This is a genomic window from Pseudomonas sp. XP1, from assembly GCF_053557675.1.
On sequence record NZ_JBNRIJ010000004.1, the window covers coordinates 129,955 to 143,333 of the forward strand.

Consider the following 13,379-nt stretch of genomic DNA (forward strand, 5'->3'; position numbering starts at 1 on the left):
TTCGTGGTACTGGCCAGCACCCGTTGCCAGTCCGGCTCGTTCAGGCGGCCAAGGATGCGCGTCTTGCCATTGCCATCCACCGAAACGAACAGCGCACTGGCATAGCCGCTCTCACGCTCGCCCCCCGCAACGTTCTGCTGACGGGCAAAATGGTCGATGCAGCCGTTGTGGGTCACCAGCACCAGGTTATGCCCCGGTCGTTTGTGTGCCAGCGCTTCGCTGGCGAACCGGCTGTCACAGCTTTCCAGCCAGTCCTCGCTGGCCACCGCCTGGCCAAGGATTAAATGCGCGGTTTGCCGTGTGCGCAGTTTCGGGCTGCTGAGCATATCGGCGTTGTCCAGACCCAACTGGTGCAGTCCTTGGCCAACGCGAGCCGCGGCCTGGCTGCCGCCCACGGTGATGCCGGTGGGGTCGTCCAGGCACGGGCCAGGGGCGCTGTCACAGCGCTCGGCGTGGCGGATCATCACGATCACCGTACCGTCGGCCCAGTCTTGCAGCAGGCCGCTGTCACTCAATTGCCGTTCATTGCCAAGGTCCACGATGTGCGTCCTCGTCGCCAACCAGGTGCTCAACGCCGCCACGACCATGCACAGGCCAAGAGCGGCACCAAGGGCTTTGCGGGTCAGGCGTCGCTTGCGCCGGGCGTGGATGGCAGGGTGCCCCAGGGTGTTGCTCGATAGCATGCGTTGCTCCGTTGGCATGGTCGCGGCTGGCGCGGCGGTATTGGCTGGCATCCTGCCAACAGGCCTGTCGGGGGGCGGTGAAGGGCGTGTGAAAATTGCATTCGGGCGCGCCGGCTGGGTGAAACCTGCACCCGCGCCTACGCTGTAAACTGCAAGACGCTAAAACCGGAGCACGCCCGATGACCCCTATCCTGCAACTGGAAAGCGCGCGGCTGGTGCTGCGCCAGTGGCACGACGACGACCTGCGCGAATTCGCCGCCTTGTGTGCCGACCCGCAGGTGATGCGCTACTTCCCGGCGCCGCTGACGCGCCTGGAGGCAGCCGCGCTGATCGGTCGCGTGCGCGGGCATTTCAATGAGTATGGCTTTGGCCTTTGGGCCCTGGAGCGCAAGGACAGCGGTGCCTTCATCGGCATGACCGGGTTGCTGCACGTGGCCTTCGATGCCGATTTTGCGCCGGCGGTGGAGATCGGTTGGCGCCTGGCACGCCGCCATTGGGGCCTGGGTTTCGCCAGCGAGGCGGCGTGGACCTGCCTGCGCTGTGCTTTCGCCCAATTGCGCCTGGAAGAGGTGGTGTCGTTCACTAGCGAGAGCAACCTGCCGTCGCAGAAGGTCATGCAGGCCATCGGTATGCAGCAGGATCTGAACGGCAGTTTCGAACACCCCCGCCTGCCCGTGGGCCATCCGCTGCGCCCGCATGTGCTGTATCGCATCGACCGCGCTCACTGGGAGCGTACCCTGCACGCCTGAATTCATGGCCATGCCCGGCGCGAATGACAAACCCTGTATCATTTGCCTTCATGAGAGTGCTGTAGAGACATGTTGCCTTGCTAGGAGAACCCCCGATGAGTCATGTGTTGGACGACCTGGTCGACCTGTTGAGCCTCGAGTCCATCGAGGAGAACCTGTTCCGTGGACGCAGCCAGGACCTGGGCTTCCGCCAGTTGTACGGCGGGCAGGTACTGGGCCAATCATTGTCGGCGGCCAGCCAGACGGTCGAGGATGCACGCCATGTGCATTCGTTGCATGGCTACTTCCTGCGCCCTGGCGATGCCAGCCTGCCGGTGGTGTATTCGGTGGACCGCGTGCGCGATGGCGGCAGCTTCAGCACCCGGAGGGTGACGGCGATTCAGAAGGGCCAGCCGATCTTCACCTGCAGCGCCTCGTTCCAGTACGACGAGGAAGGGTTCGAGCACCAGGCGCAGATGCCCGAGGTGGTCGGCCCGGAAAACTTGCCCACTGAAGTAGAGCTGGCCCGGGCCATGGCCGACCAGTTGCCCGAGCGAATTCGCGACAAGGTGCTGTGCGCCAAGCCGATCGAGATCCGCCCGGTCACCGAGCGCGACCCGTTCAACCCCAAGCCTGGCGACCCGGTGAAGTACGCCTGGTTTCGCGCGGACGGCAACCTGCCCGATATCCCGGCCTTGCACAAATACATGCTGGCCTACGCCTCGGACTTCGGCCTGCTGACCACTGCGTTGCTGCCCCACGGCAAATCGGTGTGGCAGCGTGACATGCAGATTGCCAGCCTCGATCATTCGCTGTGGTTCCATGGCAACCTGCGTGCCGACGAGTGGCTGCTGTACGCCACCGACAGCCCTTGGGCAGGCAATGCCCGCGGCTTCTGCCGAGGCAGCATCTTCAACCAGGCCGGGCAACTGGTGGCGTCGTCCTGCCAGGAAGGCTTGATTCGCCACCGCAAGGACTGGGCATGAGCCTGGGCGAGGTGCGCAACTGGGTGTTCGACATGGACGGCACCCTGACGGTGGCTGTGCACGATTTTGCCGCTATCCGCCTGGCGCTGGATATCCCGGCCGAGCACGACATCCTCACCCACCTGGCGGCCTTGCCGGCGGACGAAGCGGCAGCCAAGCATGCCTGGCTGCTGGAGCACGAGCGCGACCTGGCGATTGCTTCCACGGCGGCCACCGGGGCGGTGGAACTGGTGCGCGAACTGGCCGAGCGTGGTTGCCGGCTGGGCATTCTCACCCGCAACGCCCGTGAGTTGGCGCATGTGACACTGGAGGCCATCGGCCTGGCGGACTGCTTCCCGGTGGAGCACATTCTGGGGCGTGACGAAGCGGCGCCCAAGCCAAGCCCGGATGGGCTGCTGAAGATTGCCAATGCCTGGGGTGTGGCACCGGGTGAGTTGGTGATGGTGGGGGATTACCGGTTTGACCTGGACTGTGGGCGCGCCGCAGGGGCGCGCACGGTTCTGGTGAACCTGCCGGACAATCCGTGGCCGGAGCTGGTGGATTGGCATGCGGCCGATTGCCGGGCATTGAAGGTGATGCTGGGCTGAGTTTTTGTGTCGCCTGTGCGGGCCTCTTCGCGGGTAAACCCGCTCCCACAGTGATCGCGCCGAGCTCAAGTCCAGCACTCAACCATTGGGAGCGGGTTCACCCGCTAAGAGGCCGGACCTGTCTATGCTGAACCCCAATCTATTCCCTGAACGGAGACCTATCCATGACCAGCAAGGCCATCTACGTACAACCCGGCGGCGGCTACGACAAGGTCGAGGTCGGTACCAGCGAGGCTCTCGCACCCCAGGCCGGCGAAATCACCGTGCGCCTGCACGCCAGCTCTCTCAACTACCACGATTTCGCCGTGGTCAGCGGCATGTGGGGCCCGAGCGAGCGGCGCATCCCCATGGCCGATGGTGCTGGCGAAGTGGTCGCGGTGGGTAGCGGCGTCACCGAGTTCCAGGTCGGCGACAATGTGGTCAGTACCTTCTTCCCAGACTGGCTCGACGGCCAGGCCAATGTGGAAGGCTTCGCCAGGGTGCCCGGCGATGGTATCGATGGTTACGCCCGTGAGCAGGTCACCGCTCGCGCCACCTCCTTCACCCTGGCGCCCAGGGGCTTCAGCCATGCTGAAGCTGCCACGCTGACCACGGCCGGTCTCACGGCCTGGCGTGCGCTGACGAGCGACGATCACCTCAAGCCTGGCGATACGGTGCTGGTGCAGGGTACCGGCGGCGTGTCTATCTTCGCCCTGCAATTTGCCAAGCTGGCTGGCGCGACGGTGATCGCCACCTCGTCCAGCGACGCCAAGCTGGAGCGACTGAAGGCCCTGGGTGCCGACCACCTGATCAACTACAAGAGCACCCCGGCGTGGGGTGAGAAAGTGCGCGAGCTGACCGGCAACCGCGGCGTCGACCATGTGATCGAAGTGGGTGGCCCGGCGACGCTGGAGCAATCGATGATTGCCGCGCGCATTGGCGGGCATGTGTCGTTGATCGGTATCCTCACCGGCGTGGCCGGCCAGTTGCCACTGGTGCAGGCGCTGGTGCGGCAGATTCGCCTGCAAGGCGTGCTGGTGGGCAGCCGCGCCCAGCAACAGGCGATGGTGCGAGCAATCGATGCCAATGGCCTGCGGCCAGTGGTGGACAAGCATTTCGAGCTGGAGCAGATCGTCGAGGCGTTCCGTTATCAGGAGAGCAACCGGCATTTCGGCAAGATCTGCCTGACCTGGTAGCAGGGCCCGACGCGGTTCTCTTTGTAGGAGCGGCCTTGTGTCGCGAAAGGGCCGCAAAGCGGCCCCCGGCCTGCAATTCTGTAGCTGAAATCCAGGGGCTGCTGTGCAGCCCTTCGCGCCACAAGGCCGCTCCTACAGGGGATCGTGTCAGGCCTGTTCGGGCAGTAGCCGGTCGCGGCTATTGGACAGGTGCAGGCACACCGCTGCCCGGGCCGCGTCCGGGTCCTGCCGGCGGATGGCATTGAGGATCGCCTCATGCTCGAGGTTGGCCAGGTACGCCTGCCGGGCCAGCTTCGCCCCGCTGCGTTCGGCCAGGGCCATTCGGTTGCGCGGGATCAGGCCGTTGCCCAGCTGCAACAGCATTTCAGTGAAGTACAGGTTGCCAGTGGCCTCGGCAATCAGCAGGTGAAAGCGCCGGTCAGCCTCGATGCAGCTGTCGCCGGCGGCGGCCAGGTCCTGGTAATCATCCAGCGCTTGGCGCATGCGCGTCAGGTGGCCCTCGTCACGGCGTAGCGCGGCCAGGGCTGCGGCCTGGCCTTCAAGGCCGATGCGCAACTCCAGCAGGTCGCGCACATTCGCCGCGCTTTCCGCAGCTATGCGCAGACCGGCCTGGCCCTGGCGCTCCATCACGAACGTACCGATACCGTGGCGTGGCTCCACCAGCCCCGAGGCCTGCAATTTCGACAGGGCCTCGCGGACCACGGTGCGGCTGACCCCATGCTCGCGTACCAGGCTGTTTTCCGAGGGCAACTTGTCGCCTGGCTTGAAGGTGCCCAGCAAGATCTGTTGCGTCAGCCTGGAGACCAGGTCATGGGCGCGGCTGTGGCCGCGTTTGTGGGCTTGCTCGGTGGCCATGGTGTAGTCCAATTGTTGTTGTACTTGTACGACAAGTTAACGGATAAAAATATTTTTTGCCGATTTTTCCTGTACTCAAGTCAGCGGATAGCTTGGTGTATTTTGCAAGATCGACGCTAATACGTATTTTGATAGCTTGTATTTTGTGATTTTACCGATGTTGGCGACCTTGTCGTACAACTGTGCTGCGCATATGCTCTTCCCCACTGCCATGTCAGACAACCTCGACCCGCACAAAAACAATTAGTGGGAGATCCGCAAGTGAACGATACCCTCGCTCCGTCTGCCCGGAATGAAGGCGACGCCCTGGCCAGCGCCGTGGCCAAGGTCAAGCGCCACGTCCTGCCGCTGTTCGTCATCATGTTCATCGTCAACTACCTGGACCGCGTCAACATCGGCTTCGTCCGCCCGCATCTGGAAAGCGACCTGGGCATCAGCGCTGCGGCCTATGGCTTTGGCGCCGGCCTGTTCTTCATTGGCTACGCGTTGTTCGAAGTGCCCTCGAACATGCTGCTGCAGAAGGTCGGCGCACGGCTGTGGCTGACCCGCATCATGTTCACCTGGGGGCTGGTGGCCACTGCCATGGCCTTCGTGCAGAACGAAACCCAGTTCTACGTGCTGCGCTTTCTGCTGGGCGTTGCCGAAGCGGGCTTCTTCCCCGGGGTGATCTACTACTTCACCCGCTGGCTGCCGGCCGCCGAGCGCGGCAAGGCGATTGCCATCTTCCTCAGCGGCTCGGCGCTGGCATCGCTGATTTCCGGGCCGTTGGCCGGTGCGCTGATGCAGATCCAGGGGCTGGGCATGCATGGCTGGCAATGGATGCTGTTCATCGAAGGCATGGCCTCGGTGACGTTGTGCTTCTTCGTGTTCTTCTGGCTCGACTCCAGGCCGCAGGACGCCAAGTGGCTGAGCCAGGCCGAGCAGGACGCACTGGTGGCCACCATCGATCGCGAGCAGTTTGAGCGTGAAGCGGTCGGCGTGGTCAAGCCATCGACCTGGAGCCTGCTCAAGGACCGCCAGATCCTGCTGTTCTGCCTGATCTACTTCTGCATCCAGCTGACCATCTACGCCGCTACCTTCTGGCTGCCGAGCATCATCAAGCGCATGGGTGACCTCAGCGACCTGCAGGTCGGCTTCTTCAACTCGATCCCATGGCTGATTTCGATCCTGGCCATGTATGCCTTCGCCGCCGGCTCGGCGCGCTGGAAGTTCCAGCAGGCCTGGGTCGCAGGTGCGCTGGTGATCGCTGCCATCGGCATGTTCATGTCCACCACGAGTGGGCCGGTGTTCGCCTTTGTCGCGGTGTGCTTCGCGGCCATCGGTTTCAAGTCGGCGTCGTCACTGTTCTGGCCGATCCCGCAGGGTTACCTGGATGCCCGCATCGCCGCTGCGGTGATCGCGTTGATCAACTCGGTCGGCAATCTCGGCGGCTTCGTCGCCCCAACCACCTTCGGCCTGCTCGAGCAGCAGACCGGTTCGATCCAGGGCGGCCTGTATGGCCTGGCGGTGACCTCGGTGCTGGCGGCCATTGCCATCTTCTTCGTACGCACTCGCCCAAAGGGCGTCCCTTCCGATGACCTCAAGGCCCCTTCGGCCCTGGGTCAGAGCCATTGATGACTGCGAGACAACAACCATGAACATGCAGACCCTTCACACCAGCACCCCTGTGGTCACTGAGCTGCGCGTGATCCCCGTTGCCGGGCACGACAGCATGCTGCTCAACCTCAGTGGTGCCCATGGCCCGTTCTTCACCCGCAACGTGGTGGTGTTGCGTGACAGCGCCGGCAATACCGGATTGGGCGAGGTGCCCGGCGGCGAGAAGATCCGCCAGACACTGGAGGACGCCCGCAGCCTGGTGGTCGGCCAGCCGGTCGGCCATTACCAGCGCGTGCTCAATGCCATGCGCCAGACCTTCGCCAACCGTGACTCGGCTGGTCGCGGCCTGCAGACCTTCGACCTGCGCATCACCGTGCATGCGGTGACGGCCATCGAGTCTGCGCTGCTCGACCTGCTTGGCCAGCATCTGAACGTGCCGATGGCGGCACTGCTGGGCGAGGGGCAGCAGCGCGAGGCGGTGAAGATGCTCGGTTACCTGTTCTACATCGGCGACCGCCAGCAGACCGACCTGGCCTACCGCAACGAAGCTGATGCCGAGGACGACTGGTTCCGCCTGCGCCACGAAAAGGCCCTGACGCCGGAGGCGGTTGTGCGTCTGGCCGAGGCCGCCAAGGCGCGCTATGGTTTCAGCGATTTCAAGCTCAAGGGCGGGGTGTTGCGCGGCGAGGAGGAGATGGAAGCCGTAACGGCGTTGGCCGAACGTTTCCCCGAAGCCCGCATCACCCTCGACCCGAATGGTGCCTGGTCATTGAAGGAGGCCATTGCCCTGTGCCGCGACAAGCACGATGTGCTGGCCTACGCCGAAGACCCGTGCGGTGCCGAGAACGGCTACTCGGGCCGTGAGGTGATGGCCGAGTTCCGCCGCGCCACCGGCCTGCCCACCGCCACCAACATGATCGCTACCGACTGGCGGCAGATGGGCCATGCGATCCAGTTGCAGTCGGTGGACATTCCGCTGGCCGACCCGCACTTCTGGACCTTGCAGGGTTCGGTACGGGTGGCGCAGATGTGCAACGACTGGGGGCTGATCTGGGGTTCGCATTCCAACAACCACTTCGATATCTCGCTGGCAATGTTCACCCAGGTGGCAGCTGCGGCGCCGGGTGAAATCACTGCGATCGACACCCACTGGATCTGGCAGGACGGCCAGCGCCTGACCCGTGAACCACTGCGCATCGTCGATGGGCACGTGCACGTGCCGGCGCGGCCGGGGCTTGGGGTGGAGCTGGATGAAGACCAGCTGGCCAAGGCGCATGAGTGCTACCGCAACATGGGGTTGGGCGCGCGGGATGACAGCGTGGCAATGCAGTTCCTGATTCCGGGGTGGAGTTTCGATAACAAGCGGCCTTGCCTGGTGCGTTGAGGCTGCTGGCCCTTTCGCGGGCTTGCCCGCTCCCACAGGTACTGCATCAGGCTCCAGGCCTGCATTTATCCTGTGGGAGCGGGCGAGCCCGCGAAGAGACAGGCACAAATCAACCTGCTTCGAAAAACTTCCGCGCCATCGCCACGAATGCCCCCAGCACCGGGTTGGGGTTATCCCGGCAGAACGCCAGGAAAATCTCCGCCTGCTGCTCCATCCCCACCAACGGCCTGAATACCACCTGCTCCAGGCGCAATGCCTGCGCCGAGGCCGGCACCACTGCGCAGCCCAGCCCCACATTGACCAGCCCCAGTATCGAGTGAGTCTGCCCCAGTTGGTGCAGGTACCGTGGTTGCACCTCATGCCGGGCAAACAGGTTGGCGATGCGGTCATGGAAATAGCGCCCTTCGTTGGCGCTGTACATCACGAATGGTTGATCATCGAAATCGCTCGGCCTGAGCCGCTCACGTGCCGCCAGCGCATGCCCGGCGGGCAGGGCGGCGATAAAGGGTTCGCGGTGGATCGGCAGGTACTCCACGCGCGCGCTGGGCAGCACCTGGCGCACCAGGCCAACATCGATCAGCCCTGCCTCCAGGTCATGCACCTGGGTGCTGGAGACGCGTTCGCTGAGCACCAGTTCGATGTCCGGCAGCGTCTGCCCGGCATGCACCAGCAAGCGCGGGATCATGCTGTAGGCACCCACTGCGGTGAAGCCCAAGGTCAACCGGCCCGCTTCGCCATGAGCAATGCGCCGCGCCGACTGGCTGGCCGACTCGGCGATCTGCAGGATGCGACGGGCGTCTTCGAGAAAGCTCTGGCCCGCCAGGGTCAGCCGCGCCTGGCGGTTGTTACGCTCGAGCAGCAGCACGCCCAGGGTGTGTTCCAGCAGCTGGATCTGCCGGCTCAAGGGCGGTTGGGTCATGTGCAGGCGGGTGGCGGCACGGCCGAAATGCAGCTCTTCGGCCACGGCTACGAAACAGCGCAGCTGATGCAGCTCCATGATTCAATTCCTGAATTATTCGATCCAGTATCTATATTAGACCTGTATCAAATGCCGGCCTAGCATCGCGTCATGTCTTCGAACTGCCGGATGCGCACCATGAACGAAAACCCCATCGAAGTGCTGTTGACCCAGCCAGTACCAGAGGCCATCGATGCCCGGCTGGTCAACGCTTATCGGGTACATCGCCTGTATCAGCATTCCAACCCGCAACAGTTGCTCGACGAAGCCGGCCCGCGCATTCGTGGGGTGGTTACAGGCGGTGCCAAGGGCCTGTCCAATGAGCTGATGGAGCAACTGCCCGCGCTCGAGATCATCGCCATCAGCGGCATTGGCACCGATGCCGTGGACCTGCGCCATGCGGCCAGCCGCGGCATCCATGTCACCACCACGCCGGGCGTGCTCACCGCCGATGTGGCCGACCTGGCCATGGGCTTGATCATCAGCACCTTGCGCCGCCTGGGCGAGGGTGAGCGGCTGGTGCGTGATGGCCTGTGGGGCAAGGTAGACCTGCCATTGGCGCGCAAGGTCAGCGGTATAGAACTGGGCATCGTCGGGCTTGGCGAGGTGGGCAAGGCTATCGCTCGCCGTGCCGCTGCATTCGACATGCGTATTGCCTACAACGGGCGGCGCGAGCAACCAGAAACCGGCTACCGCTTTGAAGCCGATCTGGTCGAACTGGCGCGTTCGGTGGATGTGCTGTTGGTTGCAGCTGCCGCCGATGGCGGCGAGGTGCTGGTGACGGCCGAGGTGCTCGATGCACTGGGGCCGGAGGGGTACCTGGTCAATGTAGCGCGCGGCAAGTTGGTCGATGAAGAGGCGCTGGTCGAGGCGTTGCGGGAGCAGCGCATTGCCGGGGCCGGGCTGGATGTTTTCGTCCACGAGCCGCATGTGCCGCCGGCGCTGCGTGACCTGAACCAGGTCGTTCTGCAGCCACATCGAGGCAGCGCCACGCTGCAAACCCGGCTGGAAATGGGGCAGATGGTTTTATCGAATCTCGCTGCTTGCTTCCGTGGCGAGGTTCCCCCGAATTGCGTGTAGGCCCCATCGCCAGCAAGCCGGCTCCCACAGGAACAGCGCATGCCCTGAACACTGCACTGACCCTGTGGAAGCAGCTTTAGCCGCGAAGAGGCCAGCACAGGCAACAGAAGGCCCCAAAGGCCACACCTTCTCCGCACAAGAACAATCGCTTCCACCGAGAAGCAAGAGGGTCCATATGAACAGCAAATCCGCCGTCGCCGCACCGCAGGCCGTGGCCGGGATCGGTCGCCATCGCTTCCTGGTCCTGGCACTGATCTTCGTCATCACCGTCATCAACTACGCCGACCGCGCCACCCTGTCGATTACCGGTACCGAGGTGCTCAAGGACCTCGGCCTGGACCCGGTCATGCTGGGCATGATCTTCTCTGCTTTCGCCTGGGCCTACGCCCTGGGTCAGGTGCCTGGCGGCTGGTTGCTCGACCGCTTCGGCGCCCGCCGGGTCTACGGCATCAGCCTGATCCTCTGGTCGCTGTTCACCCTGCTGCAAGGGACCGTGGGCTGGATGGGCCTGGCTGGTGTGTCCGCCGCCGTGGCGCTGTTCTCCATGCGGTTCATGCTGGGCCTGGTGGAGTCGCCGGCCTTCCCGGCCAACTCGCGCATCGTCAGTTGCTGGTTTCCCACCCGCGAGCGCGGCACCGCCTCGGCACTGTTCAATTCGGCGCAGTACATGGCTGTGGTGGTGTTCGCACCGTTGATGGCGTGGATGACCCATGCGCTGAGCTGGGAGCAGGTGTTCATCTGGATGGGCGTGCTGGGGCTGGCGCTGAGCGTGGTGTGGTTCCGCTTGTACCACGAGCCGCACAGTGCGCCAGGGCTGAGCCCCGAAGAGCTGGACTACATGCGTGAAGGCGGCGCCCTGGTCGACCTGGAAAAGGAACGCAAGACTGCCAAGAGCAAACCGACCCGGGCCGAGCTTGCGCAACTGTTCACCAGCCGTAACCTGTGGGCGGTGTACCTGGGCCAGTACTGCATTACCGCGCTCACCTACTTCTTCATCACCTGGTTCCCGATCTATCTGATCAAGGGCCGTGGCATGACCATCATGGAGGCCGGCTGGGTGGCCGCGTTGCCGGCAATCTGCGGTTTTACCGGTGGCATTCTCGGTGGCTTCGTGTCCGACTGGCTGATCCGCCGTGGGGTGCACCCGTCCAAGGCCCGCAAGACCCCGTTCATCATCGGCATGGGGCTGTCCACCAGCCTGGTGCTGGCCAACTATGTGGACGGCAATGCCGCAGTGATCGCCCTGATGACCCTGGCGTTCTTCGGCAAGGGCCTGGCGGCGGTGGGCTGGGCGGTGTTGTCGGATGTGGCACCGAAGAAGATGGTTGGCCTGTGCGGTGGCGTGTTCAACGGCATCGGCAACATCGCCGGTATCGTCACCCCGTTGGTGATCGGTTATGTGGTGGCCAGCACCGGCTCCTTTCACAACGCACTCTGGTTCGTGGCCGCCCATGGCGTGCTGGGGATCCTCGCTTACCTGTTGCTGGCCCGACGCTTCGAGCGTACCGGGCAGGCGTAGGCAGACGCCTGGCAACAGAGGCCCCGGGAGACCGGGGCTTTTTTGTGGCTGGCAGAAAGGGCCAGTACAGCCACAAACACACCCAAATGAAAAACAAAAGCTCCAGACGGCCTGGTGACGCGATAGGGCAAGCCATTCACGACATCTGGCGTTCATGGAAATGCCCTGTCGTGATCGAACAGTTCCGGGGCGTTCTCGTGTAATTTCCCACAGCCCTGCGGGGCTTAAATGAAGCCCGACCTGCACTGACACGTTGCTCTGTGACGCGTGCCAAATATCAACAACAGAGCGCGAGTAACGTGTCGACTTATTGATTTCAAAGGAGATATTTTCGCCTACACCTGCCCGTCCATCCTTGTGTCAGCAAAAAGAGAACAACATCAATGAACACCGTGGGATCTGATGGCAACCTTGCACAAGGTTTCAAGCCACGTCATGTAACGATGCTGTCCATCGCCGGCATCATCGGCGCCGGACTTTTCGTCGGCTCTGGCCACGCCATCGCGGCAGCCGGGCCAGCTACCATAATTTCCTATTTCGTGGCCGGGACCCTGGTGGTACTGGTCATGCGCATGCTCGGCGAAATGGCCGTGGCTCACCCGGACACCGGATCGTTTTCCACCTACGCCGAGCAGGCCATCGGCCGCTGGGCCGGCTACACCATCGGCTGGCTGTACTGGTGGTTCTGGGTATTGGTCATCCCGATCGAAGCGCTAGCCGCCGGGCATGTGCTGAACGCCTGGTTTCCGCAGGTGGACAGCTGGATATTCGCCCTGGCTTCGGTGCTGCTGCTGGCTGGTACCAACCTGTTCAGTGTGGCCAAGTATGGTGAGTTCGAGTTCTGGTTCGCCATTCTGAAAGTCACGGCCATTCTCGGTTTCATCGGCCTGGGTTTCGCCGCACTGATGGGCTGGCTGCCCAACCGCGAGGTCAGCGGCCTTAGCGGCTTGATGGCCGAGCACGGCGGCTTCGCGCCGAAGGGCTGGTCGGCCGTGGTTGGTGCGTTCATCACCGTGATGTTCAGCTTCATCGGCACCGAAGCGGTTACCATCGCCGCGTCCGAATCCAGCGATCCGTCGCGCAACATCGCCAAGGCCACTCGCTCGGTGATCTGGCGCATCAGCACCTTCTACATCCTCTCGATCTTCGTGATCATTTCGGTGGTGCCGTGGAACGACCCGCAGCTCGCGGTGGTGGGTTCCTACCAGCGTGCGCTGGAAATCATGAACATTCCCAACGCGGCCTTCATGGTCGACCTGGTGGTGCTGGTGGCAGTGACCAGTTGCATGAACTCTTCGATCTACATTGCCTCGCGGATGATGTACTCGCTGGCCAAGCGCGGTGACGCACCGGCCATGCTCAACAAGACCTCCAAGGTCGGTGTACCGCGCGCTGCGGTATTCGGCAGCACGCTGATCGGCGCGGCCATTGCAATCCTCAACTACTTCGCGCCGAAGGGTGTATTCGAGTTCCTGCTGGCCAGCTCCGGCGCCATCGCCTTGCTGGTGTACATGGTCATCGCCATTTCGCAGCTGCGCATGCGCCGCCGCCTGGAGCGGGAAAACACCGAGCTGAAGTTCCGCATGTGGCTGTTCCCGTACCTCACCTGGGCGGTGATCCTGTTCATTGGCGGGGCGCTGGCAGTCATGATGTTCACGCCTGAACACCGGGCGGAGGTGACCTCTACGTTGGGCCTGGCGATAGTGATTTCCTTCCTGGGGATCGTGACCACGCGGGGCCATGCGCAACCTGTGGGGGTGCGTTCGATGGGGTGATTCAGTTCACCTGGCGGTAGGGCAAAGGGCACCAGTGGATAGGTGCCCTTTGT

At 63.5% G+C, this 13,379-nt stretch carries 12 protein-coding genes; 9 read left to right on the top strand and 3 right to left on the bottom strand.

Annotated elements, in window-relative coordinates:
* Positions 1 to 683: lipopolysaccharide core heptose(II)-phosphate phosphatase PmrG (pmrG, locus tag ACK1U9_RS05775; protein ID WP_449109756.1), on the bottom strand; the 683-nt coding region annotated here is incomplete at its 3' end.
* Between the two features lie 179 nt (positions 684 to 862).
* Between pmrG and ACK1U9_RS05780 the strand changes: the two genes are divergently transcribed.
* The 4 genes from ACK1U9_RS05780 to ACK1U9_RS05795 all read left to right on the top strand — a co-directional run bounded on the left by ACK1U9_RS05780 (position 863) and on the right by ACK1U9_RS05795 (position 4,159).
* Positions 863 to 1,432 carry a GNAT family N-acetyltransferase gene (locus ACK1U9_RS05780; protein WP_046613156.1) on the top strand — a complete coding sequence of 190 codons (570 nt, stop codon included), beginning with the start codon at positions 863 to 865 and terminating at the stop codon, positions 1,430 to 1,432.
* A 95-nt stretch (positions 1,433 to 1,527) separates the two neighbouring features.
* Positions 1,528 to 2,397 (top strand): acyl-CoA thioesterase II, encoded by an 870-nt coding sequence (tesB, locus tag ACK1U9_RS05785; protein ID WP_046613155.1) that lies wholly within the window; start codon positions 1,528 to 1,530, stop codon positions 2,395 to 2,397.
* Complete coding sequence (locus ACK1U9_RS05790) at positions 2,394 to 2,984, top strand: HAD family hydrolase (RefSeq protein ID WP_046613154.1); 591 nt, start codon at positions 2,394 to 2,396, stop codon at positions 2,982 to 2,984. Before tesB ends, ACK1U9_RS05790 begins: the two co-directional genes overlap by 4 nt.
* A gap of 164 nt (positions 2,985 to 3,148) precedes the next feature.
* Entirely contained in the window at positions 3,149 to 4,159 is a 1,011-nt protein-coding gene (locus tag ACK1U9_RS05795) for a zinc-dependent alcohol dehydrogenase family protein (RefSeq protein WP_046613153.1), read from the top strand.
* A gap of 147 nt (positions 4,160 to 4,306) precedes the next feature.
* On the opposite strand, the gene ACK1U9_RS05800 is transcribed toward ACK1U9_RS05795, so the two are convergent.
* The gene (locus tag ACK1U9_RS05800) at positions 4,307 to 5,014 is read right to left on the bottom strand and encodes a FadR/GntR family transcriptional regulator (RefSeq protein WP_046613718.1); all 708 of its coding nucleotides are present in this window, start codon (positions 5,012 to 5,014) and stop codon (positions 4,307 to 4,309) included.
* Between the two features lie 261 nt (positions 5,015 to 5,275).
* Here ACK1U9_RS05800 and ACK1U9_RS05805 point away from each other — a divergent pair, with 261 nt between their 5' ends.
* Positions 5,276 to 6,628, top strand: a complete 1,353-nt coding sequence (locus ACK1U9_RS05805; RefSeq protein WP_085599601.1) for an MFS transporter — start codon at positions 5,276 to 5,278, stop codon at positions 6,626 to 6,628.
* A gap of 19 nt (positions 6,629 to 6,647) precedes the next feature.
* Complete coding sequence (gene gudD / locus ACK1U9_RS05810; RefSeq protein WP_449109757.1) at positions 6,648 to 7,994, top strand: glucarate dehydratase; 1,347 nt, start codon at positions 6,648 to 6,650, stop codon at positions 7,992 to 7,994.
* Between the two features lie 109 nt (positions 7,995 to 8,103).
* Here gudD and ACK1U9_RS05815 read toward each other — a convergent pair whose 3' ends face one another.
* Positions 8,104 to 8,991: a LysR substrate-binding domain-containing protein gene (locus ACK1U9_RS05815; protein WP_108480724.1), complete on the bottom strand. Its 888-nt coding sequence runs from the start codon at positions 8,989 to 8,991 to the stop codon at positions 8,104 to 8,106.
* Between the two features lie 99 nt (positions 8,992 to 9,090).
* Here ACK1U9_RS05815 and ACK1U9_RS05820 point away from each other — a divergent pair, with 99 nt between their 5' ends.
* From ACK1U9_RS05820 to gabP, 3 genes are all read left to right on the top strand, one after another.
* A complete protein-coding gene (locus ACK1U9_RS05820) occupies positions 9,091 to 10,032 on the top strand; it encodes a 2-hydroxyacid dehydrogenase (protein WP_046613149.1) in 942 nt (313 codons plus the stop codon).
* 175 nt (positions 10,033 to 10,207) lie between these two features.
* A complete protein-coding gene (locus tag ACK1U9_RS05825) occupies positions 10,208 to 11,551 on the top strand; it encodes an MFS transporter (protein WP_085599595.1) in 1,344 nt (447 codons plus the stop codon).
* Between the two features lie 383 nt (positions 11,552 to 11,934).
* Entirely contained in the window at positions 11,935 to 13,326 is a 1,392-nt protein-coding gene (gene gabP / locus ACK1U9_RS05830) for a GABA permease (RefSeq protein ID WP_046613147.1), read from the top strand.
* Positions 13,327 to 13,379: the final 53 nt, after the last annotated feature.

Excerpts from the sequence above, each read along its gene's own strand:
- ACK1U9_RS05800 (WP_046613718.1), bottom strand. The coding sequence starts at position 5,014 with ATGGCCACCGAGCAAGCCCACAAACGCGGCCACAGCCGCGCCCATGAC.
- gudD (WP_449109757.1), top strand. The coding sequence starts at position 6,648 with ATGAACATGCAGACCCTTCACACCAGCACCCCTGTGGTCACTGAGCTG.
- ACK1U9_RS05790 (WP_046613154.1), top strand. The coding sequence starts at position 2,394 with ATGAGCCTGGGCGAGGTGCGCAACTGGGTGTTCGACATGGACGGCACC.
- ACK1U9_RS05795 (WP_046613153.1), top strand. The coding sequence starts at position 3,149 with ATGACCAGCAAGGCCATCTACGTACAACCCGGCGGCGGCTACGACAAG.
- gabP (WP_046613147.1), top strand. The coding sequence starts at position 11,935 with ATGAACACCGTGGGATCTGATGGCAACCTTGCACAAGGTTTCAAGCCA.
- tesB (WP_046613155.1), top strand. The coding sequence starts at position 1,528 with ATGAGTCATGTGTTGGACGACCTGGTCGACCTGTTGAGCCTCGAGTCC.
- ACK1U9_RS05820 (WP_046613149.1), top strand. The coding sequence starts at position 9,091 with ATGAACGAAAACCCCATCGAAGTGCTGTTGACCCAGCCAGTACCAGAG.
- ACK1U9_RS05825 (WP_085599595.1), top strand. The coding sequence starts at position 10,208 with ATGAACAGCAAATCCGCCGTCGCCGCACCGCAGGCCGTGGCCGGGATC.
- ACK1U9_RS05815 (WP_108480724.1), bottom strand. The coding sequence starts at position 8,991 with ATGGAGCTGCATCAGCTGCGCTGTTTCGTAGCCGTGGCCGAAGAGCTG.
- ACK1U9_RS05780 (WP_046613156.1), top strand. The coding sequence starts at position 863 with ATGACCCCTATCCTGCAACTGGAAAGCGCGCGGCTGGTGCTGCGCCAG.